Annotated in this window: 25 protein-coding genes; 17 read left to right on the top strand and 8 right to left on the bottom strand. The window is 63.1% G+C overall.

Annotated features, from left to right (window positions below; translation table 11 throughout):
* The 7 genes from E5198_RS14535 to E5198_RS22210 all read left to right on the top strand — a co-directional run.
* Nucleotides 1-1,350: cytochrome ubiquinol oxidase subunit I (locus tag E5198_RS14535; RefSeq protein WP_136490716.1), on the top strand; the 1,350-nt coding region annotated here is incomplete at its 5' end.
* Between the two features lie 10 nt (nt 1,351-1,360).
* On the top strand, nt 1,361-2,503 hold the full coding sequence (gene cydB, locus E5198_RS14530) for a cytochrome d ubiquinol oxidase subunit II (protein ID WP_136490715.1): 1,143 nt from the start codon (nt 1,361-1,363) through the stop codon (nt 2,501-2,503).
* Between the two features lie 146 nt (nt 2,504-2,649).
* Nucleotides 2,650-2,766, top strand: coding sequence for a cytochrome bd-I oxidase subunit CydX (cydX, locus tag E5198_RS14525; protein WP_136490714.1), 117 nt, complete (start codon nt 2,650-2,652; stop codon nt 2,764-2,766).
* The gene (locus tag E5198_RS14520; protein ID WP_136490713.1) at nt 2,750-3,049 is read left to right on the top strand and encodes a cyd operon YbgE family protein; all 300 of its coding nucleotides are present in this window, start codon (nt 2,750-2,752) and stop codon (nt 3,047-3,049) included. Before cydX ends, E5198_RS14520 begins: the two co-directional genes overlap by 17 nt.
* Nucleotides 3,050-3,085: 36 nt before the next feature.
* A complete protein-coding gene (locus tag E5198_RS14515) occupies nt 3,086-3,484 on the top strand; it encodes a group II truncated hemoglobin (RefSeq protein WP_136490712.1) in 399 nt (132 codons plus the stop codon).
* Nucleotides 3,481-3,711: a YheV family putative zinc ribbon protein gene (locus E5198_RS14510; RefSeq protein WP_136490711.1), complete on the top strand. Its 231-nt coding sequence runs from the start codon at nt 3,481-3,483 to the stop codon at nt 3,709-3,711. The genes E5198_RS14515 and E5198_RS14510 overlap by 4 nt, the downstream gene beginning before the upstream one ends.
* Nucleotides 3,712-3,806: 95 nt before the next feature.
* A complete protein-coding gene (locus tag E5198_RS22210; protein ID WP_305956061.1) occupies nt 3,807-4,121 on the top strand; it encodes a BPSL0761 family protein in 315 nt (104 codons plus the stop codon).
* Here the strand turns inward: E5198_RS22210 and E5198_RS14500 are convergent.
* On the bottom strand, nt 4,116-4,337 hold the full coding sequence (locus tag E5198_RS14500) for a helix-turn-helix domain-containing protein (RefSeq protein WP_136490709.1): 222 nt from the start codon (nt 4,335-4,337) through the stop codon (nt 4,116-4,118). The genes E5198_RS22210 and E5198_RS14500 overlap by 6 nt on opposite strands.
* A gap of 103 nt (nt 4,338-4,440) precedes the next feature.
* On the opposite strand from E5198_RS14500, the gene E5198_RS14495 reads away from it, so the two are divergent.
* Both E5198_RS14495 and E5198_RS14490 read left to right on the top strand, forming a co-directional pair.
* A complete protein-coding gene (locus E5198_RS14495) occupies nt 4,441-5,025 on the top strand; it encodes a hypothetical protein (protein ID WP_136490708.1) in 585 nt (194 codons plus the stop codon).
* Nucleotides 5,022-6,416 (top strand): DEAD/DEAH box helicase, encoded by a 1,395-nt coding sequence (locus E5198_RS14490; protein WP_136490707.1) that lies wholly within the window; start codon nt 5,022-5,024, stop codon nt 6,414-6,416. Before E5198_RS14495 ends, E5198_RS14490 begins: the two co-directional genes overlap by 4 nt.
* Before the next feature lie 56 nt (nt 6,417-6,472).
* Here the strand turns inward: E5198_RS14490 and E5198_RS14485 are convergent, their stop codons facing one another.
* Entirely contained in the window at nt 6,473-7,804 is a 1,332-nt protein-coding gene (locus E5198_RS14485; protein ID WP_136490706.1) for a TRAFs-binding domain-containing protein, read from the bottom strand.
* A gap of 65 nt (nt 7,805-7,869) precedes the next feature.
* Between E5198_RS14485 and E5198_RS14480 the strand changes: the two genes are divergently transcribed.
* On the top strand, nt 7,870-12,312 hold the full coding sequence (locus E5198_RS14480; protein WP_136490705.1) for a DUF4062 domain-containing protein: 4,443 nt from the start codon (nt 7,870-7,872) through the stop codon (nt 12,310-12,312).
* A gap of 182 nt (nt 12,313-12,494) precedes the next feature.
* Here E5198_RS14480 and E5198_RS14475 read toward each other — a convergent pair whose 3' ends face one another.
* The 5 genes from E5198_RS14475 to E5198_RS14455 are packed head-to-tail and all read right to left on the bottom strand — an operon-like array spanning nt 12,495 to nt 15,781.
* Entirely contained in the window at nt 12,495-12,998 is a 504-nt protein-coding gene (locus tag E5198_RS14475; RefSeq protein WP_136490704.1) for a TIR domain-containing protein, read from the bottom strand.
* A gap of 2 nt (nt 12,999-13,000) precedes the next feature.
* Complete coding sequence (locus E5198_RS14470) at nt 13,001-13,594, bottom strand: 7-cyano-7-deazaguanine synthase (RefSeq protein ID WP_136490703.1); 594 nt, start codon at nt 13,592-13,594, stop codon at nt 13,001-13,003.
* Entirely contained in the window at nt 13,591-14,304 is a 714-nt protein-coding gene (locus tag E5198_RS14465) for a hypothetical protein (protein ID WP_136490702.1), read from the bottom strand. Before E5198_RS14465 ends, E5198_RS14470 begins: the two co-directional genes overlap by 4 nt.
* Entirely contained in the window at nt 14,301-15,281 is a 981-nt protein-coding gene (locus tag E5198_RS14460) for a hypothetical protein (RefSeq protein ID WP_136490701.1), read from the bottom strand. Before E5198_RS14460 ends, E5198_RS14465 begins: the two co-directional genes overlap by 4 nt.
* Nucleotides 15,278-15,781, bottom strand: coding sequence for a DUF4231 domain-containing protein (locus E5198_RS14455; protein ID WP_136490700.1), 504 nt, complete (start codon nt 15,779-15,781; stop codon nt 15,278-15,280). The genes E5198_RS14460 and E5198_RS14455 overlap by 4 nt, the downstream gene beginning before the upstream one ends.
* Nucleotides 15,782-16,535: 754 nt before the next feature.
* Between E5198_RS14455 and cfaB the strand changes: the two genes are divergently transcribed.
* From cfaB to siaD, 7 genes are all read left to right on the top strand, one after another.
* A complete protein-coding gene (cfaB, locus tag E5198_RS14450; protein WP_136490699.1) occupies nt 16,536-17,720 on the top strand; it encodes a C17 cyclopropane fatty acid synthase CfaB in 1,185 nt (394 codons plus the stop codon).
* A 223-nt stretch (nt 17,721-17,943) separates the two neighbouring features.
* Complete coding sequence (locus E5198_RS14445) at nt 17,944-20,859, top strand: EAL domain-containing protein (protein ID WP_218569062.1); 2,916 nt, start codon at nt 17,944-17,946, stop codon at nt 20,857-20,859.
* Nucleotides 20,860-20,921: 62 nt separating this feature from the next.
* A complete protein-coding gene (locus E5198_RS14440; RefSeq protein ID WP_136490698.1) occupies nt 20,922-21,962 on the top strand; it encodes an NADP(H)-dependent aldo-keto reductase in 1,041 nt (346 codons plus the stop codon).
* Between the two features lie 140 nt (nt 21,963-22,102).
* Nucleotides 22,103-24,094: a biofilm regulation protein phosphatase SiaA gene (gene siaA, locus E5198_RS14435; RefSeq protein WP_136490697.1), complete on the top strand. Its 1,992-nt coding sequence runs from the start codon at nt 22,103-22,105 to the stop codon at nt 24,092-24,094.
* A 21-nt stretch (nt 24,095-24,115) separates the two neighbouring features.
* A complete protein-coding gene (gene siaB, locus E5198_RS14430; RefSeq protein ID WP_136490696.1) occupies nt 24,116-24,658 on the top strand; it encodes a biofilm regulation protein kinase SiaB in 543 nt (180 codons plus the stop codon).
* Nucleotides 24,659-24,679: 21 nt separating this feature from the next.
* Nucleotides 24,680-25,060 (top strand): biofilm regulation phosphoprotein SiaC, encoded by a 381-nt coding sequence (siaC, locus tag E5198_RS14425; protein ID WP_136490695.1) that lies wholly within the window; start codon nt 24,680-24,682, stop codon nt 25,058-25,060.
* Between the two features lie 6 nt (nt 25,061-25,066).
* Complete coding sequence (siaD, locus tag E5198_RS14420) at nt 25,067-25,885, top strand: biofilm regulation diguanylate cyclase SiaD (protein WP_136490694.1); 819 nt, start codon at nt 25,067-25,069, stop codon at nt 25,883-25,885.
* Between the two features lie 121 nt (nt 25,886-26,006).
* Here the strand turns inward: siaD and E5198_RS22040 are convergent.
* Nucleotides 26,007-26,093 (bottom strand): hypothetical protein (locus tag E5198_RS22040; protein WP_256659148.1); only part of this gene is annotated, 87 nt, incomplete at its 5' end.

Raw genomic sequence — 26,093 nt, 5'->3', positions numbered from 1 at the left:
GAGTTCCAGTTCGGCACCAACTGGGCCTACTACAGCCACTACGTCGGCGACATCTTCGGCGCGCCGCTGGCCATCGAGGGGCTGATGGCGTTCTTCCTCGAATCGACCTTCATCGGCCTGTTCTTCTTCGGCTGGGATCGGCTGTCGAAGGTGCAGCACCTGGCGGTGACCTGGCTGGTAGCGCTGGGTTCCAACCTGTCGGCGCTGTGGATCCTGATCGCCAACGGCTGGATGCAGAACCCGGTGGGCGCCGAGTTCAACTACCAGACCATGCGCATGGAGCTGGTGGACTTCGGCGCGCTGATCTTCAACCCGGTGGCGCAGGTCAAGTTCGTGCACACCGTGGCCGCCGGCTACGTCACCGGGGCGATCTTCGTGCTGGCCATCTCCAGCTACTACCTGCTGAAGAAGCGCGATCTGGGCTTCGCCCGCCGCTCGTTCGCCATCGCCTCGGCCTTCGGCCTGGCCTCGATTCTCTCGGTGATCGTCCTCGGTGACGAGTCGGGCTACGAGATCGGCGACGTGCAGAAGACCAAGCTGGCGGCCATCGAGGCCGAGTGGGAAACCCATCCGGCGCCGGCCGGCTTCACCCTGTTCGGCCTGCCCAACCAGGAGGAGCAGCGCACCGACTACGCGGTGAAGATTCCCTGGGCGCTGGGCCTGATCGCCACCCGTTCGCTGGACGAGGAGGTCAAGGGCATCAAGGACCTGATCGCCGAGCACGAGGGGCGCATCCGCAACGGCATGACCGCCTACGCCCTGCTCGAACAGCTGCGCGGCGGCGACAAGAGCGCGGAAACCATCGCCGCCTTCGAGCAGGTCAAGCACGATCTGGGCTACGGCCTGCTGCTGAAGAAGTACACCCCCAACGTGGTCGATGCCAGCGAGGAGCAGATCCAGCTCGCCGCCAAGGACACCATTCCCCACGTGTTCAGCCTGTTCTGGAGCTTCCGCGCCATGGTCGCCTCGGGCTTCCTGATGCTGGCGCTGTTCGCCTGCGCCTTCTGGGCCTCGGCGAAGAAGAACGAGGAGAGCAAGCCCTGGCTGCTCAAGTGGGCGCTGCTCAGCCTGCCGCTGCCGTGGATCGCCGCGCAGACCGGCTGGTACGTCGCCGAGCACGGCCGCCAGCCGTGGTCGATCGGCGAGGTGCTGCCGACCCACCTGTCCGCGTCCAGCCTGAGCACTGGCGACGTCTGGGGCTCGCTGATCGCGCTGATCGCCTTCTACAGCCTGCTGCTGGTGATCGAGATGTACCTGATGATCAAGTTCGCCCGCCTCGGCCCGTCCAGCCTGCACACCGGCCGCTACCACTTCGAACGGCAAGCCGCCGCAAAACCCGCCCAGGCCTGAGGAGAGTGTCATGTTCGACTACGAAACCCTGAAACTGGTCTGGTGGGTGCTGATCGGCGTGCTGCTGATCGGCTTCGCCCTCACCGACGGCTTCGACATGGGCGCCATGGCGCTGATGCCCTTCGTCGGCAGGACCGACAATGAGCGGCGGGTGGCGATCAACACCATCGCCCCGCACTGGGACGGCAACCAGGTGTGGTTCATCACCGCCGGTGGCGCGCTGTTCGCCGCCTGGCCGATGGTCTACGCGGTGGCCTTCTCCGGGCTGTACTGGGCGATGCTGCTGGTGCTGTTCGCGCTGTTCTGCCGCCCGGTGGGCTTCGACTACCGCAGCAAGCTGGAGAACCAGAAGTGGCGCGGCGCCTGGGACTGGGCGCTGTTCGTCGGCGGCGCAGCGCCTGCGCTGCTGTTCGGCGTGGCCTTCGGCAACCTGTTTCTCGGCCTGCCGTTCCGCCTCGACGAGCTGATGCGCTCGACCTACGAGGGCTCGTTCTTCGCCCTGCTGCATCCGTTCGCCCTGCTCGTCGGGGTGGTCAGCCTGAGCATGCTCTGCGCCCACGGCGGCGCCTGGCTGATGCTGCGTACCGACGCCGAGCTGCACCAGCGCTCGCGCAAGGCCACCCAGCTGTGCGCGCTGGTGTACCTGGTCAGCTTCGCCGCGGCCGGCACCTGGCTGGTGCTGGGCATCCAGGGCTACAGCCTGATCGGCGGCTTTGCCGATCTGGGCGCGGCGCTCAACCCGCTGCACAAACAGGTGAGCCTGGACAACAGCGGCTGGCTGGCCAACTACGCGCAGTACCCGCTGACCCGCCTCGCCCCGCTGGCAGGCCTGGCCGGCGGCGTGCTGGCGCTGTTCGGCGCGCTTTTTAACCGCGGCGGCCTGGCCTTCCTCGGCAGCAGCCTGGCCATCGTCAGCACCATCTGCACCGCGGGCTTTTCGCTGTTCCCCTTCGTCTTCCCCTCCAGCCTCGACCCGGCGTCGAGCCTGACCGTGTGGGACGCGGTGTCCAGCCACAAGACCCTGGGCATCATGCTGGTGGTGGCAGGCATCTTCGTGCCGCTGATCCTGCTCTACACCCTGTGGTGCTACACCCGCATGTGGGGCCGGTTGAGCAACAAGACCATCGAGAGCAACCCGCACGGGTTGTACTGAAACCATGACTGTAGGAGCGGATTAATCCGCGACCGCCTCGCCTGCGAGGCGCAGCGATTCCGCGGTTGGCCACGCCTGCGGCGTGGGTCGCGAATGAATTCGCTCCTACACGAGATGTGCCCACTCAGGGCCAAGGAGAACGACAGATGTGGTACTTCGCCTGGATCCTCGGTGTACTGCTGGCCTGCAGCTTCGGCATCATCAATGCCCTGTGGCTGGAAACCACCCAGAACCTTGACGAGGGCGATGCGGGTGACCGCTGAGCCCCGTCCCTGGCTGCAGCGCGGCATCAGCCGCGCTGTCTCCCTGCTGCTCGCCGCGCCGCTGGCGCTGGTGCTGCTGATCCACCCCGCCGCCATGCTCGACGCCGAGGGCCGCTACAGCCACGGCCTGCTGATGCTGGTGATGTGGGGCATCTCCAGCGGCTTCATCCACAGTGTCGGCTTCGATCCGTACAGCCGGCTGTGGCGCAGCGTCTTCCATCCACTGGGCGGCTGGCTGCTGATGGGGCTGGGCTACCTGATCCTGTGGCCGGCGCAGGGTTGACCCCCGCGCCGGCACCTTCCACTGCACGAGGCCCCCATGGCAATCGCATCCGAATTCATCCCCTACCAGCAACTGGGCGGCGACCAGCCGCTGCGCCAGCTGGTTGATCGCTTCTACGACCTGATGTTCAGCGAGCCGGGCGTTGAGATCGTGCGCGACATGCACAATCCCGACACCCGCGAGATCCGCGACACGTTCTTCGACTTTCTCAGCGGCTGGCTCGGCGGTCCCCAGCGCTACATCGAGAAGCACGGCCATCCGCGCCTGCGCGCCCGACATTTGCCGTTCTCCATTGGTAAGAGCGAGCGCGACCAGTGGCTGCACTGCATGAATCTGGCGCTGGACGACACGCCGATGGATGCCGAGCTGCGTGCCTACCTGAAAGATGCCTTCGCCAAGACCGGAGATTTCCTGCGCAACCGGGGTGAAGCATGAACGGGCAGCCGAAAGTACCCGCTGTCCCACCAGCGCTGGAGCCGAAGAAGCAGTTCATCGTTGGCGCTAGTTGTCCCGCGTGCGAGCGCATGGACAGCGTACGCATGTGGTTCGTGGAAGGTGTGCCGCACCGCGAATGTGTCGCCTGCGGCTACAGCGACAAACTGGACGAAAGCGGCGGCACCATTACGCTGGTCGCCGTCGACGAGGAGGATGACGGGCAATGAGCTGCGACTGGGGTCGCAAGTGCGCCTGATCTTGCCCAGCCCCAGTGGATGCCACTGCATGAAGTGAATCATGGCAGCACAATGTTGACTGAGAAATGCCTCCCCGTAGGCACTGCAGGAGCGATGCGATGACTATGGTTCATGAGCGCACCAATAGCTTGGTGCAAACGAGGGAGTTTCTGCTGGAGCTATCCCGAGACTCTCGCTTTCCTGAAGCCATTCGAGAGCAGGCGGTGCGTCTGCTACGGCATTACCCGACGGCAGATGCTATTTATTTGGCAGGGCGGGTAGAGGAGCGGTCCAGGCAGGAGCTTGCTCTGGTGGCGGACAAGCATGGGCCTCTACACCCAGTGCTGGTCAGTTGGCTGGTGAGTGATCCGATTTTTTGTGATCAGGGTACGGAGCTATAGCTCTTCATGACGCGGCAAGAGTGACACCGGATCGCAGGTCAGCACGCTGGCGATCCGGTATAGCTTCTCGACGGTGATGTTCACCTCGCCACGCTCGATGCGGCCCATGTAGCTGCGGTCGATGCTGCAGGCCAGCGCCAGTGCATCCTGAGAAAGCCGACAGGCCTTTCTCTGCGTCCGGATGCGTGCCCCCAACGCTTTCGCCAACTGATCCATGACCGCCTCAACTCCACTTGAGGCGGCACTATCCTGCGTTTGCGGACGCATAGGCCACGGACTATAATCCGCATTTCTCCGCTACGACCCCTTGGGGGCCTGTATGAAACCCGCCACGTTCATCCTCGACAGGCGCCTGTATGAGCTGCTTCAAGAGGAAGGGCGCTCACAGTTCACGACCCGTGAGCTGCGGGATGCCTATGCCCAGCGCCTGGGAGGCCTGACCTTCCGTCTTGGCGATGTGCGCCGCTATGTATACGAGCAGATCCGTCGCATGCTCCGCGCAGGCTGGCTCTTGCCTGATGAAGAGCGCCGCTCGCGTGGACAGGTCTACCACCTGCAACCGTTCCCGGAGAACCTGCAGCTGGAGCTGGTCGACGGTGGGTTCGAGAACAGCCTCAAGGCCGTGTGCGAGCCGGAGCCGTCAGTCCCTGAGCACGGAAGCGTGCCATCCAACCCTTCATTCGATGCGGAGCAGCATCTGGAAGTTCTTCTCAAGGAAATCCGGCTGGACTTCCTGTCGGCGATGGGCGAGGCGGAGCGCTACAAGCAGCTCCTCGATGACATGCCGCATCTGCGCGACAAGGTCGAAGGCGAGTACTTGGAGGCCAGAGATCGCAGCTCGCGGCTGCTGGGACACCTTCGCGCTGTCGAGAAGACGCTCAAGACGCTTGCCTCTACGCGATGACATCATCACTGCGAGACTGGCAGCGCCGCTGCATCGATACGGCGCTGGAGCACTTCCTTTCCTCGCCACACTTTTTCTGCCAGGCAACGCCGGGCGCCGGCAAGACGCGCATGGCGGCAGAGCTGGCCCGCTGCCTGCTGGAACAAGGGAGGATCGATCTGGTGCTGTGCTTCGCACCGTCGTGCCAGGTCGTCGACGGCTTCCGCTCGACCTTCGCGGCGGTGCTCGGCAAGCGTCTGGACGGCCTGCTCGGCGCTGTGGGGGCCGCGTACACTTACCAGGCCATGGATTACCGTGACGAGGCGTTCTGGCGGCTCCTCGATGACTACCGCGTATTCGCTGTCTTCGACGAGATTCATCATTGCGCCGGGCATGATCCGCTGCTGAGCAACGCCTGGGGACAGCAGATCCTGCAACGGATACAGGATCGCGCCGCTTTCACCTTGGCGTTGTCCGGCACGCCATGGCGCTCGGACGACCGAGCCATTGCCTTGGCCCGCTACTCGTCCCCCGAGGGACACTTGATCTGCGACTACCGCTATGGCCTGAGGGAGGCCATTGCTGACGGGGTGTGCCGCGTGCCCCGCATCGTCCTTCTCGACAACCAGAAGGTGAAGCTCACGGAGGAGCTGGAGACCGAGCGCACCGTCAGGCTGTTCCCCAGCATCGCCAAGCTGTTGGGGGAATCCCCCGTCACCTACGAAGACCTGCTACGCCATGACGAAGTGATCGATCAACTGCTTGGTCTGGGATGCGCCAAGCTAGATGAGCTTCGTCAGATCAAGCCGGATGCGGCTGGTCTGGTGGTCGCTACCGATATCGAGCATGCCCAGCAGGTTGCTCAGGCACTGGATGCCAAGGGGGAAAGCTACAGGGTCGTCACCAATCGGACCCCGGATGCCCAGCAGGTGATCAATGCGTTCAGGCACAGTGATTGCCGCTGGATCATCGCTGTTGGGATGATCAGCGAGGGTACGGACATCCCCCGCCTGCAGGTGTGCTGCTACCTCAGCCGCATCCGTACTGAGCTGCACTACCGGCAAGTGCTGGGGCGCGTGCTGCGGCGGATGGGCGAGTCCGATGATCAGGCTTGGCTGTTCATGCTGGCGGAGCTCACATTGCGGCGCTTTGCGGAGCGCATTGCGGATGATCTGCCGGATGACCTGGCAGTGCTGAGCCGGGTGCAGATGTCCACTGCTCCTGCTGGCTCTATGGCTGAGGGGATGGGGGCTGGCAGCGAGGCCGATGGCAGTGGGGGTAATGGTGAGGCCGGGCAGGATCTTGGTGCAGGTTCGGGGGGCGCCTGCTCGCTGGGGGATTTTGCTGCTGAACCAAGCTATCAGGTCAGTTTTTCTCAGCACTACCGGCAGCTGTTGTTGGCTTGCTTCTGAAGAGGTTCGGACGTCCCGTTTCCCATTTCTGCAATGTGCCAAAGATTGGAGATGACTTAAAATTGTTGGCAGGCTGAATCCAGCTCTGCAATCAGCTCGCCCAGTCCTATTTCGTCTTGCTCGCCGCGTATTTGGCGGGCCTGCCGGATGAGTCGTAGGTTGTTAGCGGTGGTCGTCGCTTCCCAGCCTTCGCGTAAGTGGGCAAGTGCATCGCTCAGAGCTTGGTGAGCTATGTCGGGTTGGTTGGCAAGCACGGCGAGTTCTAGGCGGGTAGCGTAGTCCCAGTAATCCGGCTGACCGCGACTTATTCGGCGCTCGACGGAATAGCGCATCACCGGCAGCAAGTCTGCTTGGCGTGGGTCACGCGGGCTTTTCAACTCCATCAGCGTCACTGCATTGATACCCGGGTAGGTATCACGCCAGTCGCTCTCGAAGCCTCGTAAATAGGCATCGATTGCCTGTTTGAGCACGCCTTGCGCGCGCGCGTTATGGCCAGCCTTCAGCGCAGCCTGCCAGCGATCCTTGTACACTCGACCGAGCAAGCCACAGGTTTCGCTGCTAGCACCCCGCTCGCGGATCAGTTCGGTCAGAATGTGCTCGGCTTCCTCACCACGCCCCAGGCGATTGAGCGCCATAGCCAACTGCTCACGCACCATCACCGTGGCGGCCAGCGGCGGCGCCATACGTGCAACCAAATCCACGACCTGTTGCCAGGCCGATACCGCACGGTAAGACAACATCAGATCGATGACTACGCCAGCTTCGGCTAACGCTATGTCGCCTAGCGCTGCTTCGACAGACGCTACGGCTTCGGCCCCTTGCTTGCGTGCCTTGGCCAACTGGGCCTTGAGATCTTCGGCGTACTGTACGCGGTCGCGGAAAATATCGGTCTTCAGGTGCTGAATGTCTGGAAACCCCTCCACTAACTGAAAGAGCGGGCTATCTGCCAGATCCTGGCGCGCGGCCTGCAGCTTGACGGTGAGTGCTGCGCAGTCTTCAGCCTGGTGACTTGGGCGGCCATCCAGCCCCAAGCGATAGGGTAGCCCGCGCAACAACCCTACATCGAAGGGCAGTTGGCCCCATCCATCGGCAAACAAAAGCTGAGTAGCCGCCGGTCGAAGTGCATGACGCACACCCAGCTCGTAGAACACATTGGCATTGGCTGTGGTGAGGTCGGCAACGGCAAATTCGCACAAGATCAGCCGCTCGAACATAGCCTTGTGAATCACGCCACCTACCTGCTCCTCGTCCGCTCGGAGCGGCTCCAGCCCTGCCGCTCGTACTGCCGGAGCGATCAGCTGCTGATATACCGCATCGAAATCCACCCATCGGCCATCGCTGGCGGGCTTGCGGCCAAAAGGCATCAGGACGAAACATAGGGGGGGCATGAGAATTCCTTAAAGCTTAACCGTATGAACTGTAGTGCTCGAAAGACTTTGTGCATGATGTGCGCATGGGGGGATGGATCACAATCAAGGATCCCCAAGGGCATCAATGTCAAAGGTATTCCAAGCACAAGGCTCCAGCAATGCACTCAATCAGAATCTTTCTTTCATCTCCGGGCGACTGTACATCTGAACGGCAGGCAGTGCATGCGTTGGTTGCAAGGCTCAACGCCGACCCTGTGATCAGCGTTTTCGCTAGGCTGGAGGTCGTTGCCTGGGACTGGCAAGGGGGGATTCCGATGGAGGCCCATCAGTCCCCTCAAACCTCTGTAAACGAGCGACTGCTCGTACCTGAAGCCTGCGACATCTATCTGGGCATCTTCCGCAACCGTTTTGGCACCCCCTTGCCAGAGTACCAGTGCCTGTATCGAAAGCCGGATGGAGCAGGCTTTGGCTCCGGTAGTGAATATGAATTCCATCGTGCATGGGCTGCACGACGGCGAGGAGCTAGCTTGCCGCACCTGCTGGTTTATCGCCTACAAGCGACTGCCGGGGCGGTTCCCGATGCCGACCAGTTGGCGCGGCTCGAAGCCTTCTTTTCCGGCGCACCATTTTCAGAAGATGGCGGCAAGGGCTTTGTACACCGCTTTCATCACACCGAAGATTTTTCTGCCCAGCTTGACCAGCACCTACGCCATCTGATCAGTCAATGGCACCCGCATACCCGGCTGCCTTTGGATGAGTGGCTGCAGCAGCAAGCACAGCGCTTTACCCACGATGCCGGCCCGCGCTATACCGCCGACGCCCATGTGGAAAGCGAGATAAGCCAGATTTTCGACTGGCTGCTGGCTCGTCCGGCAGTTGTCCGCCAGTTCGACAAAGCCCTTGCTGAGATATGGGAACATTTGCCTAACGAAACAGTTATTGAAACATATCGCCATCGATTGACAGGCATTTCCCACCAGCTTCGGAAATCCCCTCGCTGGGAAGTACTGCCGGACTTCGCGTCCATTCGCGATCTACTGGCACAACTTGCAGAAGTCGCGTGGGAGCAACATGAGCAAGCAGGCGACCGTAATAAGGAAAAGAAGCAAACAGAACGGGAGCGTTATCGTCAGCACCATCTACAGCAGTTGGCTTTGAAATCTCACGATGCCTGTGAGCTCTTCAAAACCTTCGCGCCCTACGCCCAAAGTCGTGTCCTACTACTGACGGGACCCGCTGGTCAGGGTAAGACCCATACGCTGGTGCATGAGCTGAACCGCGCATTAGCGGAAGAGCAGATAGCCGTCGGTGTTCTCGGGCACACGCTTTCGGCCAGCGGCGATCTCTGGAGCGCAATTCTACAGCGGCTGGAATATCCCGGTACGCAGACGAGTTTTCTTGACGAGCTGGAAAATGCGGCCGCCCAGCGGCAACAGCGGGCACTCATCGTCATCGACGCTCTCAATGAGACCCATGATCGTGCTCGCTGGAAGGGGCAGCTGAGCAGCATGCTCAGTGACATCCTTGCCCGCCCCCACCTTGCCGTCGTACTGGGCGTGCGTTCGGATTACCGTGATCTTGTTCTTCCCACACTGGCAAATGATCGTCCCGCTCCATGGGTGGAATACCAGCATCCCGGCTTCAGTGATGTTGGTGCAAATGCCCTGACGGTCTACTGCGCGTATTACGGAGTACAGATTCCGGTTGCGCCACCCATTGGTGAGTTGAGCAACCCGCTATACGTCCAGTTGCTGGTGAAGAGCCTCCTGGGGAGAAAGCAACCCGTTCACTGGCTACCTTCATGGCTGGAGGTGTGGCTGGGCTGGATGGAGCGACTGGAACAGGACACGGTTGGCAAGCTAAATCTGGACGACCAAACCCGCCGTAACCCCATACGCCGTACGCTCAACCGCCTGGCCGATGCCATGATCCAGTCAGGGCGATTCAGCCTGTCGCGACTTGAAGCAGACCGTATCGCTGAAGAGACGACCGGAGGCAGGGGGATCATTGCCTACCTGTGCTCGGCTGGTGCTCTTCTTGATCAGATAAACGATGAAGATGAGGATCTGATCCTGTTCGGTTACGAGCGTCTATGTGACACCTTCATCCTCGACCGGCTGCTGGCCCAGCTGTTCAAATCATTGCCGGATCAGCACGCGCGCCTTCAGGCACTGGTTGCGGCCATGGCATCAGATGGGAGCTTGCACCCTCTGGCTAATCCGATGTTCATGGAGCACCCCATGAACATCAATCGGGCTGGTTTGTTGAGAGCTCTATGCCTGATGGCTCCACGCATGATCGGGGCAGAAATTCCCGCACTGCTTTCATTGCAGTATGACCATCCCAATGGCTGGAAACAGGCAGACTGGGACTTGCAGGACGCCTACCTGGATAGCTTGCGCTGGCGGCACCAGCCAGAAGATTTTGCCAACTCGCCCAGCGAGTTGCTGGAGTGGTTCAGGACACTTTCCTTGTTCAACAGCTCATCCGAGAGCATGGATGAGTTGATCCGCCTCGCGCTGATTCCTGGTCATCCATTTGCCATGGAAAAACTTCTCCATCCCTGGCTATGCAGGATGACCAGCCCCGGCGAGCGGGACGTGGACTGGACTATCCATCTGATCCCCCTGTGGTTCGATAAGAATTCCAACCTGCACATTCTGCTGCGCTGGGCCGGCGAGGCTGATCTGAGTGGCCTGCATGAAACCGTTGCTCTCCCTGCAGCTCAGTTACTGGGCTGGACCAGTTCAACGTGCCAGCGGGGCCAGCGTGAAGCAGCTATACGCGGCCTCACCAGGGTACTGGCGGCTTGCCCGCAGGTGCTACCAAGGTTCCTGCCCGACTTCCTAGCAGTGAATGATGCCTATGTGCTGGAGGGCACTTTGATTGCCGTACTCGGTGTGCTCATGCAAGGCAAGGCCACTAAGCACTGTGCAGAGGCTGCCCAACTGGTCTACGCAAGCCAGTTCCCCGAGGGGAATGCCCGCTGGTGCCACCTTACCATCCGCCACTACACCCGCTGCATTGTTGAGAAGGCACATGCCAATGGCTGGCTGCCTGAAGCAGATTTGCCGTTAGTCCGCCCCCCGTACCGAAGCAGCCTGCCGCTAAACAGCCTGCCTACCGAAGAAGAATTACGCAGCGCACAGAATGCACGGGGATATCTCAGCATCGTTGGTTCCTGTTTTGGGAGGGACTTCTACTGGTACGTCATGGGAGCTACTTCAGGCACCAAGCATTTCCTGGCCGAGCCATTGGCTGGATCAGCCGCACCGGCTCGCCCCTCTGGAGCTGTCATGGGCACTAGAAGAAAAAAACCTCCCATGTTCGACATCCATCTCGCCGCACGCTTCGTAGTTTGGAACTGCATTCATCTAGGCTGGGCTGCCGAACGTTTCGATACCTTTGACACTGGCTATTACGCTCAGGAGAACAGTCGGATCGCGGGCGAGGGCAGAAATGAGCGAGTTGGCAAGAAATATCAGTGGATCGGCTGGCAAACTATTCTGGCCTTTCTGGCTGATAACTACAAGATGGTGCCCGACTGGCGCGACGAACCAAAAACTTATGAAAGTCCCGATCAGATCAGCTACATCCAGTTAATTGATCCATCCCGCTGGTTATATACCGTCGTGCCGGCAGGACGGCGACATAGTGCCAATAGCAGGTCTTGGAGTCTGACAGGCATCCGCTGGCCCATACCCACACTAGAGGGAATCAGGCAGTGGGCCAACTCGTCTGCCGCTGATCTGTCACCAACGGATCTCATCCATAACACGCAAGAACTTCCTGCCGGCTGGGGCGAAGGTCCCTGGATTCAGCTGGCCACGGAACGCAGCTGGGTGGACGAACATCCACCAGGAGAATGGAGCACTGGTCAATGCTACAGGGCTGACATCTGGTGGCAGATTATGCCTTTCCTGGTTGAAACAGAAAACGTCCCCATGATTCTTGCTGCGCTGGAGGAGACCGCTGTACAGGAGCGTCTTGCAGGAATCGGGCGTATAGATATTGCGTCGGACTCGAACAGCAGTCTTCTGGCGTGGGCAGACTTGCGCGGTGACTTCGATACAGGCTTCAGCATGGAGCATGGATTCAGCTTTGATGATCTACTACCAGTGCCTTGGATGCCTATGGTTGCGAGCTCCGGAGATCCGGATCGGAGTGACGAACACCGTCCCGTGCTGATGCCTTGGCCCCGCCTGTTTCGGGAGTGGGGCTTGTCGGTCGACCTGGAGCGCGGCTGCGTTATGCACGGCAATGAAGTGGTTTTTGGGCTGGCTGGATGGACCCTGGGTGAAGATGCTCTGTTTGCAAGGCTTGAGCCACTACAACGCTTGCTCGTCCAGTCTGGTTACACCCTACTCTGGCTCATGCGGGGTGAACGTCGCGCCTTTCTTGATTGGGGGATTTTCAACGAGGGGAATATGGCGTGGATTGATTACCAGGCGTTAGGAACTCTGGGCGATGACTCATGTGCACATGTGCTTTGGTTAAAACGAGATAGGCGTGACGCTGATAAGTGAGAGCAAAAAAGTTTTCGCGTACTTTCTGATGCAATAGATGCCCGTGGAAGCTCCGCAACACAAGAGCTCTGCGTGCGTGGCAAGCCACTCGAAATACGCGAAAACTTTTCTTCCAGAGCTTGGTTGACTTGAACTGTAGCCGTTTCTGGCTCGCTCTTGGAGGAGCGCTGGAGCGTCAGTTATCAGCGCTTGGTACTTGCGTCCTCAATCGCTCCGGTTAAGGTCGCATGCTCCCATTTCACTGCTTTGCACCCATCATTTTGCTGAAACGCCGGCGGTGTTCTGGTAGGCGGAGTGTCGCCCTTATAAACACCAATAACGCCTTTGCCGCGCTTAAGGCTCTCCTCGATTTCCCAATTAACCCATTTGCTATCGGCGGTCTTGTCGGTGAGGTAAACAAGTGTTACTGAGCATCGGTCAATTTTCTCGCGAATTTGCCGCTTGATGTAATCAGCATTCGCGCTGTCATAGGGTTCTTTGACCGAATGATCATCGAACTGCAGGTCCAGCTTATCGTTTTTCGCTTGACCACGAAGAAGATTAACTTCGTCCAGATCTTCATGGTCAAAGCTGATGAAAACATGCCTACTGACACCCCTTTTGGCTTCGGAGAGCCGTTGCTTTACCTTGTCTTCCAGACTTTTGATATCAGAGCTGAACAAGCCACCACCAGAACCTCCGCCCATATTTATTCTCCTTCGTTGAACTGAAATTCGAGACAGGCGATGCAGTGACCACATGGCACAGTTTCACCCGTATGACAAGAGTACGTCCCGTAGATACCTTTTTCCGTCGCAAGTCTCACAACATCGGCTTTCCCAAATTCGATCAAGGGTGTCAAGACTTTGATCCGTCGCCCCATCGCAGCCTCGATAGCCTGCTCTGCTTGAAGAAGGAAGGGTTGCCGCTGATCCGGAAACAGGCTGAACTGTTCGGCCAGCAAGCCAATGGCAACCGATGATGCACCGACTTGATAGGCGTATGCGCTGCCCATCAGCAAGAACAGCAGATTCCTACCTGGTGTGAAGGCGTCTTCCTTCACGTCCATTCCCGTGTTTGTTAGACCGGAGGCGATGACTTGGCCGAATCCGCTAAGATCCATCTTGGTGGGTTCAGGTAGTCCGAGCTGCCTGTGAACGGCTTGGCATGTCGCCCACTCTTTGGCTGCAGCCCGCTGTCCGTAGTCGATGAACAAGGGAAATTGGTTGATATGGTCTTCCTTGGCCATGATGGCAATCAAGGTCGAGTCGAGGCCGCCCGAAACGAGATTCACAAAGCTCACAGGTAGGCCTCCCGCTTCGCGACGCGCATAGTCAGCCAGGTAGCCAGATCGACGCAGCCAAGCGAGTGCCCAAATCGGGAAGCGATCTCACGAAAGGTGTCTTCGATTTCCTCGTAGCAGGACAGGCGTCCAAGCCTGTTCGGGGCAACCCTGAGCCCGCGTGTCAGGTGGAGGTAATCAAGCACATGTATGTCCAGTACGGCAAGATCGGCACAGTAACCGACCCGTCGCAAGAAGAGGCTCGCCTGTTTTGGTCCAAAACCCCACACGCTCAGCATCAATGCCTTGCGCGCATCCTTGGCTCCTTCGGCTGCAATCAACAGCTTGCGCAGGGAGTGACCCTTCCCATAAATATCCAGCACCGTGGTGGCGAGCAATGACGACAGACGGTTTTTGAATCGGGGGCGCACCCAGCGCACAGCCCCGTCCTTGCCAGCCAATGACAGCGGTTGGCTGAGCGCATCGAGAATCTGGGGTTCGTAGTCTGGCATGTCTGCCAGATGTTTCGATAGCAGTAAGCCACAATCCCGCAACCGGTCTGCGGTGGCTACGGCCAACTCGAACTGCATTTGGCTACCGAAGATGCAAAGAGCTGCTTCGTACAGCAATTCATCCTCGGTAAGCAGTTTCCAGTCCAACGCTGAACTGCCTTGATCCTTGATCTCGCTGCACATGGCGTCAATTGTGCGATTGATGATGTCGACGTTCATGACACACTCCAGTCGAATGCTGCAGCACAGTGTCGAAACACATGAGAGGGAAAGTTTTGGCGGCAGAAGTCAACCACCTCCCCCTTGGAGATTGCCTCTCTCAACTGTTGCATCCACGAGGCGTAGAACTCCAGGTTATGCGCAAGCGTGCGCGCCTGAAACGAAAGTCCAGCCTCTGACCATGCGGTCTGTGTGGCAAAGAAGTCTGCCTGCGACAGGTGATAAAGCAGTGCTGTGTCATGGTCGACAACTGTTTGGCACCACTCCAAGCCATCAAAGCTGTCTGCGCCCATCGCCGAGTACAAGGCAATCGAGATAGGGTTTCCCGTGCCGAGCAGGTGCAGGGCCACGTAGCGGTCCAGTTTGTCGAGCGCGTTGCGAATGGCAAGCACCGCACGGGCGCGGTCAATCACGCCATCGCCAAGTCGGCGCTCCGCAACAGCCAGCATGAAAACACCAGTCTGGTCCGCAACGGCGCTACACAGGCTAGGTAATTTGCTCGCTTCAGCATGAATGATCGGTACCACCTGGCAGGCGCCAGCAGCCGCTTGGTCTTTTCGCCACTGTGCCACCAGCAGCGCCAAGTGTTCAGCAGAATCAGTAGGTGGTTGTTGCTCGTCAAAGCCGAAGGCAAGGTCGCAAGGAAAGGCGTTCAGCACCTCATGGAAAGCAGGCTGTAGCCACTGCCGTTGAGCATCTTTCCAGAAGCTCTCGTAGTTGCCCGAATCCATTAGGGTAACCGCCCCGGCAGCACGCGACGCGCCCAATAAACTCGCTGCAACCTCCGGGCTAGGGAGCGCGGCCAAGTCAAATGCGGACACCAGGTACTGCCCATTCAAGCCCACCAGCGATGAGAGAACTTGAAGGTAATCCAGAGGTTGCAGGGCTGTTTTCACCGACGAGATCGAAGGAAAGTAAATTGGCAGCGGGAGAGCTTTGCCGCTGATCTCCAACTCCAGTAGACGGGGCATAGTCATCCTTTGTTCTCCGTCTTGGCGATGCGCTGAGTTTCGTTGAACCAGTTGGCGTGCTCCGTCGAAACGTGTTCTTCAACGCGCTCGGCAAGCTGTATCAAGCGTTCCGGTTCCTGCAGGCCGCGATAGGGGCCGGCGGCGGACAAAAAGAGATACTTCTCGTGCTTCAGTCGCTCTGCGGTGGCACGATAGGTTACCCACAGTGTGGAGTACTGGTTCATCTGCTGCACGGCCTCAAGCAGGGCTATCACAGTACCCGAAAGGGCCGTGGCCCACTTCGCGAGATCCGCCGGCAAGAGGCTCATCACCGGAATCAGTACAGCTAAGGCGACTTGCGCTATCTTCAGCCATCTGTACCAGAAATGGCTGTCCAGGCTCTTTCCGTCATACCACTGGATCTGGTCCTCCATTCGTAGCCAGGCAGGATGGACAGCCGCATAGTCAGGCACAACTATTGCTATAGCACCCGTCTCAGTCGTGTTGCCTTTGTCAGTGCTTGCCATAGCGTTGTTGCTCCTTTGCTTTCAGATGAGCATGCGCTCAAGCGTCACCAGGATCAGCGCGTCACTGGCTGGATGACTACATGAGCGACCTTAGCTTTTGCAGAGCATGCAATGCTCTGCTGGGTTGCAGGGATGGGATAGGTGCCTGAGTCGCCATCATGCCCGCGTAGGGTTTGTCTGAAAAGTCGCTGGAGTCGAGCCGCAAAGCCCACACCGTGGGTGATGAATCCTCCAACCCAGAGGTTTGGACGCTTTTTGATCAGGTTGAGATCATCTCCAGGGCAGTTTCTGCTGGCGCTAAATTGCAAGAATCTATCCCATTAGTGATCGACACTACAGGTCCCTTGTCTCCCTCGGAGCCCTCCGCTGAACCTAGAGCAATGAAGGATGGAAAGGATGAAACTTTATTTTCACGATTTCCGGCGTTTCCTGAGGCTGGCCGAAAATTAGGATGATACTTTAACGCCTTTGGTCGTCATCCCGGCAAAGGCTTGACAAAGTGCCTGAGCATGCTTAATTGATGGTTAGGTCATTGATTTTTAAAGATTTATCATGAGGTTGGGTGTGTGCAGAGGTTTCCTTCTGCCTCCAGCCTTAGGATGAAACTTTATTTTCATCCCACACCTGTCCAGAGCCCGGCCGCAGCCGGGCTCTGGCGTTTCCGGCCGCGGTTTCCCCGCGGCGCGGGGCAGGCCGACGAATGGCCGAGACTGGACTACCCTTCAAGGGGCTTTCCATGAATGGGGGATCGGACATGCTGGCGATGCTTCCGCCCGTCCTGCGCACGCTGCAACTGCCATTGCGCGTGCGCCTGTGGGACGGCCACCAACTGGACCTCGGCCCCGAGCCGCAGGTGACCCTCGAGGTGCGCGACCCGCAGCTGCTGACCCGGCTGGCGCACCCCAGCCTCGACCTGCTCGGCAGTGCCTATGTCGAGGGGGCGATGGACATCGAGGGATCGCTGGAGCAGGCGATCCAGCTGGCGGATGCACTCACCGCGGCGCTGCTCGGCGACCGGGAGGCCGCCCCGCCGGCGCGCCCGGCCCACGACAAGGCGAGCGATGCGGCGGACATCCACTACCACTACGACCTGTCCAACGACTTCTACCGGCTGTGGCTGGATCGCGACATGGTCTACTCCTGCGCCTACTACGAGACCGGCACGGAGGACCTGGACACCGCCCAGCAGGCCAAGCTGCGCCACCTGTGCCGCAAGCTGCGCCTGGCGCCCGGCGAGCGCCTGCTGGATGTCGGCTGCGGCTGGGGCGGCCTGGCGCGCTACGCCGCCCGCGAGTTCGGCGCCGAGGTCTACGGCATCACCCTCAGCCGGGAACAGCTCAGGCTGGCCCGCGAGCGGGTGGCCGAGGAGGGCCTGCAGGACCGCGTGCAGCTGGACTACCTCGACTATCGCGATCTGCCCGGCGACGGCCGCTTCGACAAGGTGGTCAGCGTCGGCATGTTCGAGCACGTCGGCCACGCCAACCTGGCGCTGTACTTCCAGACCCTGCAGCGCGCGGTGAAGCCCGGTGGCCTGGTGATGAACCACGGCATCACTGCCAGGCACACCGACGGCCGCCCGGTCGGGCGCGGCGGCGGTGCGTTCATCGACCGCTACGTGTTCCCCCACGGCGAGCTGCCGCACCTGGCCACTGCGGTGGCGCGGATGAGCGAGGCCGGTCTCGAGGTGGTCGACGTGGAAAGCCTGCGCCTGCACTACGCGCGCACCCTGCGCTTCTGGAGCGAACGGCTCGAGCGGCGCCTGGACGAGGCGCGCCAGCTGGTGCCCGAGCGCGCCCTGCGCATCTGGCGGTTGTACCTGGCCGGTTGCGCCTACGGCTTCGAGCGCGAATGGATCAACCTGCACCAGATCCTCGCCGTGCGCCCGCGCCCCGACGGCTCCCACGATCTGCCCTGGAGCCGGGCGGATCTCTACCGCTGATTTCGCCACGGTGCCGCAGCCGGCCGCCGCCCGGACCTGCTGGCGTCAATAAATCGGCGAGCCGCCGCTGCGCGCAAATCGGCGGAGCGCCTGTCGACAGACATTGACGCCCGGCAGGCGGACAGGCACATTCGCCCGTCACATTGGCGACGAAGACAGTCGTTACAGTGGCAGGCGGGTCGCCGGGCCACGGCTGGTCGGCAGGGGCAGGGAGAGGGAGCACGTGCTGTTGGGCTTGAGGCGGGTTCACCCGCAATACCGGGATTCGCTGCGCCCGACCCTCGGCGTGCTGCTCGTGCTGCTTGCCGGCATGGGCTTGCTGGCGCTAGGTGGCGAGGCGCTGCCCGCCGTCGACCACTACCTGCCCTGGCACATGCTGCTGGAAACCACCGCCATCGCCGTTGCGGCGCTGGTGTTCGCGGTCGGCTGGAATACCCACAGCCTGCACCCGCAGCGCAACGTCCTGCTGCTCGCCTGCGCCTTCCTCGGCGTCGCCATCCTCGACTTCTCGCACATGCTGTCGTTCCAGGGGATGCCCGACTACGTGACCCCCAGCGACCCGCAGAAGGCCATCCATTTCTGGCTGGCGGCGCGCTACCTGGCCGCCTGCGCCCTGCTGCTGGTGGCCTGGCTGCCCTGGCCGGCGCCCGGCAGCACGGATGAGTCGCCGCCGGCGCACCAGCGTTTCGTGCCGCTCCTCGGCGTCCTGCTGCTGGTGGCGGCGGTGCACTGGGTATTCCTCTGGCGGCCGCACTGGGTGCCGGCCACCTTCATCCCCGGGCGGGGGCTCACCGCGTTCAAGCTGTGGGCGGAATACGGCGTGATCGTCGTGCACCTGCTGACCGTCGGCGTGCTGCTCGCCCGCCTGCGCCACGCCAGCGGCTTCAACGTGCCGCTGCTGCTCGCGGCAGTGCTGGCGATGATCCTCAGCGAGCTGTTCTTCACCCTGTACGCCAGGGTCACCGACAGCTTCAACCTGATGGGTCACGTCTACAAGGTGATCGCCTACCTGCTGCTCTACGGCGCGGTGTTCGTCGACATGATCGCGGCGCCCTACCGCGCGCTGCACAACGCGCGCCGGCATTCCCAGGCGATCCTCGCGGCGATCCCCGACCTGCTGTTCGAGCTGGACCGCGACGGCCGCTACCTGCAGGTGCATGCCCCGCGCCGCGAGCAGCTGGCCGTCGGCAGCGCAGAGCTGCTCGGGCGCACCGTCTACGAGGCGCTGCCGCTGGAGGCGGCGCGCTCCTGCATCGCGGCGCTGGAGGAGGCGCAGGCCTGCGGCTACTCGTCCGGCCGGCAGATCCAGATCCCGCTGGCCGACGGCGACCACTGGTTCGAACTGTCGGTGTCGATGATGCAGCGCGAGGCGGATGCCGAGCCGCGTTTCGTCGTGCTGTCGCGCGACGTCACCGCGCGCGCCCGCGACCAGGTCACCCTGCGCAAGCTGAGCCAGGCGGTGGAACAGAGCCCGAGCACCATCGTCATCACCGACCTCGACGCGCGCATCGAGTACGCCAACCAGGCCTTCACCCGCGCCACCGGCTACCGCCTCGAGGAGGCCATCGGCCAGAACCCCAAGCTGCTGCACTCCGGCAAGACGCCGCAGAGCACCTACCAGGACATGTGGCAGCAGCTCACCAGCGGACGGGCCTGGCGCGGCGAGTTCGTCAACCGGCGCAAGGACGGCAGCGAGTACACCGAGGCGGTGCTGATCTCGCCGGTGTTCGACGATGCCGGCCAGACCACCCATTACCTGGCGATCAAGGAAGACATCACCCAGCGCAAGCTGGACGAGCAGCGCATCGAGCGCCTGGCGCATTTCGATGCGCTCACCGACCTGCCCAACCGCAAGCTGTTCGCCGCCCGCTGCGAACAGGCGCTGGGCCTGTCCGAGCGCAGCCAGCAGCCGCTGGCGGTGCTGTACCTGGACCTCGACCACTTCAAGCACATCAACGACTCGCTGGGCTACCGCATCGGCGATGCCTTCCTGGTCGAGGTGGCGCAGCGCCTCAAGGCGGTGCTGCGCGACGAGGACACCCTGTCGCGCCAGGGCGGCGACGAGTTCGTGCTGGTGCTGCCCTATACCGACGCCAAGGGCGCCGCCCACGTCGCCGCGCGCCTCAAGGCGCTGCTGGCCGCGCCCTGCCGGATCGAGGAGCACAGCCTGGTGATCACCACCTCGATCGGCATCGCCATGTTCCCCGAGGACGGCCGCGACTTCGAGAGCCTGTCGCAGCGCGCCGACATCGCCATGCACCGCGCCAAGCAGGAAGGGCGCAACGGCTTCCGCTTCTTCACCGCCGAGATGCAGCGCCAGTCTGCGCGCATCCTGCAGCTGGAGAACGCCCTGCGCCAGGCGCTGGACAACGGCGAGCTGTACCTGTGCTTCCAGCCGCAGATGAGCATCGACGGCCGGGAGCTGGTCGGCGCCGAGGCGTTGCTGCGCTGGAACCACCCGCAGCTGGGGGCGATCAGTCCGGCCGAGTTCATCCCCATCGCCGAAGGCAGCGGACTGATCCTGCCGATCGGCGAGTGGGTGCTGCGCCGCGCCGCCCAGCAGATGCAGGACTGGCTGGCCTGCGGCTATCCGGCGGCGACGACGGTCGCGGTCAACCTGTCGCTGGCGCAGTTCCGCCACCCGGCGCTGGTCGAGCTGGTCGCCGAGGTGCTGCAGGAGACCGGTCTGCCGCCGCACTGCCTGGAGCTCGAGCTGACCGAGAGCGTGGCCATGCACGATCCCGCCGCAGCCATCGCCGTGGTACAGCGCCTGCGTGCGCTGGGCGTGCTGCTGTCGATCGACGACTTCGGCACCGGCTATTCGTCGCTGAGCTATCTCAAGCAGTTCCAGGTGCACAAGCTGAAGATCGACCAGTCCTTCGTCCGCCACATCAGCGAGGACGGCCACGACCAGTCCATCGTCCGGGCGATCCTCGGCATGGCACGCAGCCTGGGCATGCTGAGCATCGCCGAGGGCGTGGAGACCGCCGCACAGCGCGCCGAGCTGGAGCGCCTGGGCTGCGACGAGGTGCAGGGCTACCTGTTCGGCCGCCCGGTGCCGGCGGACGAGTTCGCCGCGCTGATGCGTCGCTATCAGGGCGCGGCGAAGGACGAACTGGCGGTGGACTTCTGCATCTGAACCGCGGTCGGCGTTTGGTAGTACGCTGTCGCCCTTTCGTCATCCATCGACAGGAGCTTGCGATGATTTATCGCCCTCTCGGCACGACCGGCATCCAGGTCAGCGCGCTGGCGCTGGGCAGCATGACCTGGGGCGAGCAGAACAGCGAAGCCGAGGGCTTCGCGCAGATCGACCGCGCGCGAGCCGCCGGGATCAACTTCATCGACACCGCGGAGATGTACCCGGTGCCGCCTAGGGCCGAGACCTGCGGCGCCACCGAGACCATCATCGGCAACTACTTCAGGCGCCATGGCGGCCGCGAGCAGTGGATCATCGCCAGCAAGGCGGCGGCGCCGGGCAACGGCATCACCCACATCCGCGGCGGCCGGCCGCACCACGACCGCGCCAACCTGGTCGCCGCCGTCGACGGCAGCCTGCGCCGCCTGCAGACCGACTACATCGACCTCTACCAGCTGCACTGGCCGGACCGGCAGACCAACTTCTTCGGCCAGCTCGGCTACCAGCACGATCCGGATGCGCACATCACGCCGATCGAGGAGTCGCTGGAGGTGCTCGACGAGCTGGTCAGGAGCGGCAAGATCCGCCACATCGGCCTGTCCAACGAGACGCCCTGGGGCGTGCACCGCTTCCTGCAGCTGGCCGAAACCCGCGGCTGGCCGCGCCCGGTGTCGATCCAGAACCCCTACAACCTGCTCAACCGCAGCTTCGAGGTGGGCCTGGCGGAGATGGCGATCCGCGAGCAGGTGGGCCTGCTGGCCTACTCGCCGCTGGCCTTCGGCCTGCTGTCCGGCAAGTACGAGAACGGCGCCCGGCCGGAGCGGGCGCGGCTGACCCTGTTCGAGCGCTTCCAGCGCTACAACAACCCGCAGGCGCGCCAGGCGGCCAGCGCCTACGTCGCCCTGGCCCGCGAGCACGGCGTCGACCCGGCGCAGCTGGCGCTGGCCTGGGTCACCAGCCGGCCGTTCGTCACCAGCAACATCATCGGCGCCACCAGTCTCGAGCAGCTGGACAGCAACATTGCCAGTCTCGACCTCCAGCTCGGCGACGAGCTGCTGGCCGGCATCGAGCGCATCCACACCGGACAACCCAACCCGGCGCCCTGAAGGCGCCACCGCCTCCCGTCTGCCGCCCGGCAGGCGGGAGCGGCATTTGCGACGCGGGGCTGTACCCCTGCCGCGGGCAGGTTGCACAATGGCACTTTTGCCGGCCTAGGCCGGACGCGGCGGAGGCCGGGAGACTCTTCATGGCGGCGAACTGGGGGCTGCGCAGCAAGTCGGTACTGGCCTTGCTGCTGGCATGCATGCTGGCTTCGATACCGGCGGTCCTGCTCGGCTGGCGGGCGATGGAGGAGATTCGCCAGCATTTCGGCGAGGCCTACGCGCGCAACTTCACCCTGCTGCACCGCGAGCGCATCCTCGCCCCGGTAGCCCGCGAGCTGGCCCTGGCGCGGCGCTTCGCCAACTCCCAGCTGACCCGCCAGTGGTTGCTCGACGAGGCCGACCCGCAGCGCCGTGCGCGCTTCTTCGCCGAGGCCGAGGGCTATCGGCGCGACTTCCGCGACCAGTCCTGGTTCGTCATCGCCGAGCCCAGCCGCAGCTACTATTTCGTCGACGCCGAGGCCGCGGCGGGCGCCCAGCCACGCTACCGGCTCGATCCCGCCGATCCGGAGGATGCCTGGTACTTCGCCAGCGTAGGCGGCCAGGCCACCTACAATCTCAACGTCAACGTCGACCACAAGCTGGGCGAGACCAAGCTGTGGATCAACGTGCTGGTGCGCGAGGGCGCCCGTGTGCTCGGCCTGGCCGGCACCGGCCTGGACCTGAGCGACTTCCTCGCCGATTTCCTGGTCGGCCGCGACAACGGGGTGACGCCGATGATCCTCGCCCCCGACGGCGCCATCCAGGCCCACCCGGACCGCTCGCGCATCGCCTACAGCTCGGGCGCCGGCCAGGCCGCCGGAGCCGGCCTGATCTTCGATCTGCTCGGCACGCCGGCCGAGCGGGAGGCGCTGCGCGCGGCCCTGCGGCGCGCCGAGGCCGAGCCGGACGGGGTGCAGATCCTGCACGCGCGGATCGACGGCCAGCCACGCCTGCTGGCGCTCAGCTACATCGCCCCGCTGCGCTGGCACCTGCTCACCGCGGTCGACCTGCACGCCGCACGCCTGCTCGACCAGAACTGGCTGTGGCCGCTGCTGGGCACCCTGGTGGTGCTGCTGGCCGCCCTGCTGCTGGGCTTCGCCTACGCGATGGAGCGCCTGCTGCTGCAGCCGCTGCGCAGCCTCAAGCAGTCGGCCAAGGCGATCGCTGCCGGCCACTACGCCACCAGCCTGCCGCCGGCGCGCGGCGACGAGATCGGCGAACTGTCGGCGGCCTTCGCCAGCATGGCGGCCCAGGTGCATCGGCACACCGCCGAGCTGGAGGGCAAGGTGCGCGAGCGCACCCGCGCCCTGGAGCAGGCCAACCGCGAGATGGTCGCCGCGCACAAGCAGATCGACGACTCCATCGACTACGCCAGCCTGATCCAGCGCGCCATCCTGCCCGACCGCCAGCTGTCCGCCTCGCTGGGCGAGCGTCACTTCGTGCTGTGGCAGCCGCGCGACGTGGTCGGCGGCGATTTCTACGTGTACCGCGAGGGCGATGGCGGCTGCCTGCTCGGCGTGGTCGACTGCGCCGGCCACGGCGTGCCCGGCGCCCTGATGACCATGCTGGCGCGGGCGGCGATCGACCATGCCATCGCGGTGGCCGGGGTCGACGACCCGGCGGCGATCCTGCGCGAGACCGACCGCACGGTGCGCGGCATGCTGCGCGAGGAGCAGGTGTCGCGGGCCCTGGCGACCAACATGGATGCCGGCCTGGTATGGGTCGACCGCAGCGCCCGGCGCCTGCGCTTCGCCGGGGCGAAGATCGCCCTGTACGCCAGCGACGGCCACGAGGTGCGCGAATACAAGGGCGCTCGCCGCGCCCTGGCCGACAAGCGCCAGGGCGAGTACACCAATCAGGACATCGAGCTGCCGTCGGGCTGGACCTTCTACCTGTGCACCGACGGCTTCCTCGACCAGGCCGGCGGCGAGCATGGCTTCGGCTTCGGCAGCCGGCGCTTCGTCGACCTGCTGCGCAGCCATGCCCAGCGTCCATTGGCCGAGCAGGCCGAGCGCTTCGTCGCCCGCCTCGAGGCCTACCGCGGCGGGCACCCGCAACTGGACGACATCACCGTGCTTTCCTTCCGTTTCGACTAGGTGCAGAACCAAGGAGTGACCATGGACACACATGACCTGCTGGCCATGCGCGAGAACTACAATCGCCAGCGCATCATGCTCTGCTTCAACGGGCCGATCTCGCGCAGCCTGATCGAGGAGATCGGCAACGCCCTGCGCAACTACCTGGCGGCCGAACAGGCGCAGCCCTCGGCGGCGATGGACGTGTTCGCCGTTTACATCGAAATGACCCAGAATATCCGCCACTACGCCACCCGCATGCACTACAGCGATCAAGACGCCTCGGCCACCGTGGCCATCGCCCGCGACGAGGACGGCCGCTACGTGGTGTCGGCCGGCAATCTGGTGGAGCACGCCGACGGCCTGCAGCTGGTCGAGTGGGTCGAGGGCCTGGCCGGGCTGGACAAGGTGCAGCTCAAGGCCGCCTACAAGGAGCAGCTGCGCAAGCCGCGCGACGGCGAAAGCACCAGCGGTGCCGGCCTCGGCCTGCTCGACATCGCCCGCAAGTCGAGCCGGCCGCTGCACGCCTCGCTCCGCGAACAGACCGGCGGGCGCGCCTTCTTCAGCCTGCGCGCGGTGATCTGATCACTTTTCACGGGAATGACCATGACTGTACTGAACATACACGGAACCCAGTCCACGCCGGCCATTCAGGGTGACTGGAGCGCTGGCGTGCTGGCCATGCAGGGCGATTCCTACCCGGAAAACTCCTTCGAGCTGTTCGGCCAGGTGATCGACTGGGTCGAGCGCTTCCTGCGCGAGGAGGTCCGCCCGCTGGCCCTCGAGCTGCGCCTGCTGTACCTCAACACCAGCTCGATCAAGGCGCTGATGGACATCTTCGACCTGCTCGAGGATGCCCATCGCGACGGCCGCCCGGTCAGCGTCAACTGGTACTACGACAGCCGCAACGAGCGGGTCGCCGAGCTGGCCGAGGAGTTCCGCGAGGACTGCAGCTTCCCCTTCGCCATCCTGGCCCACGGCGAGTAGCAGCCCATGAACAGCGAGAGCGAACTGGACCTGCTGGTCGAGAGCCTGCTGAGCGACCCCGCCTACTATGGCCACCCGCTGCGCGAGGCGCTGGCGCGCCTGCAGCAGCAGAACCTCGACCAGCTGTCGCGGCTCGAGCGCATCGCGCGGATTTCCGACGGTTACCAGTCGCTGGCGCGCGAGCAGAACCTCTCGCTGTCCGAACGCTACCACCGCCAGCTGCGCCAGCTGGAGAAGGTGGCGCGCATCTCCGACCGCTACCAGGACATGCTGCGCGACCTCAACCAGGCGCTGAAGACCGCCTCGCAGCGCGACGTGCTCACCGGGCTGGCCAACCGCCGCCTGCTGATGGAGCGCCTGCGCGAGGAGGAACTGCGCAGCCAGCGCAGCGGGCACGCCTTCGTGCTGGCGATGATCGACGTCGACCACTTCAAGCTGATCAATGACACCTGGGGACACGAGGTCGGCGACCGCGCCCTCAGCGAGATCGCCCGCGCCCTGCAGACCAGCGTGCGCGGCTGCGACCTGTGCGGGCGCTGGGGAGGCGAGGAGTTCCTGCTGTTGCTGCCGGAAACCGTGCTGGCCGACGCGTTGCCGCTGATCGAGCGGCTGCGCGGCGCCCTGCGCGAGCTGCGGGTGATGGTCGGCGAGCAGCGCCTGGCGATCACCGCCAGCTTCGGGGTGGCCGAGTACCGGGCTCCGGAAGGCTACTCGCAGGTGCTCAACCGCGCCGATGCGGCGCTGCTCGAGGCCAAGCGCAGCGGTCGCGACCGCTGCATGCTGGCAGGCGAGTGGGAGGCCGGCAGCGCCTATCGGGTGATCTGATCGGCCTGCGGTGTCGGGCTGCTGGCGTTGCCGGCGGTCGCGACTGCGCGCCGCGCGGCAAGCCGCAAGAAGAACGCCCGCCCCGCGCAGGGCGCGGGGCGGGCGTGGCGAGGGCCGGGGATCAGGCCAGTTCGTCGAAGCACTCGGCGAGGATGGCCAGGCCCTTGTCCAGCTGGGCGTCCGGGATGGTGATCGGCATCAGGAAGCG

The organism is Pseudomonas sp. A-1, assembly GCF_004801855.1.
Lineage (GTDB): Bacteria > Pseudomonadota > Gammaproteobacteria > Pseudomonadales > Pseudomonadaceae > Geopseudomonas.
The sequence above is the reverse complement of the archived record's forward strand: the minus strand, read 5'-3'. Positions and strand labels throughout refer to the sequence as shown.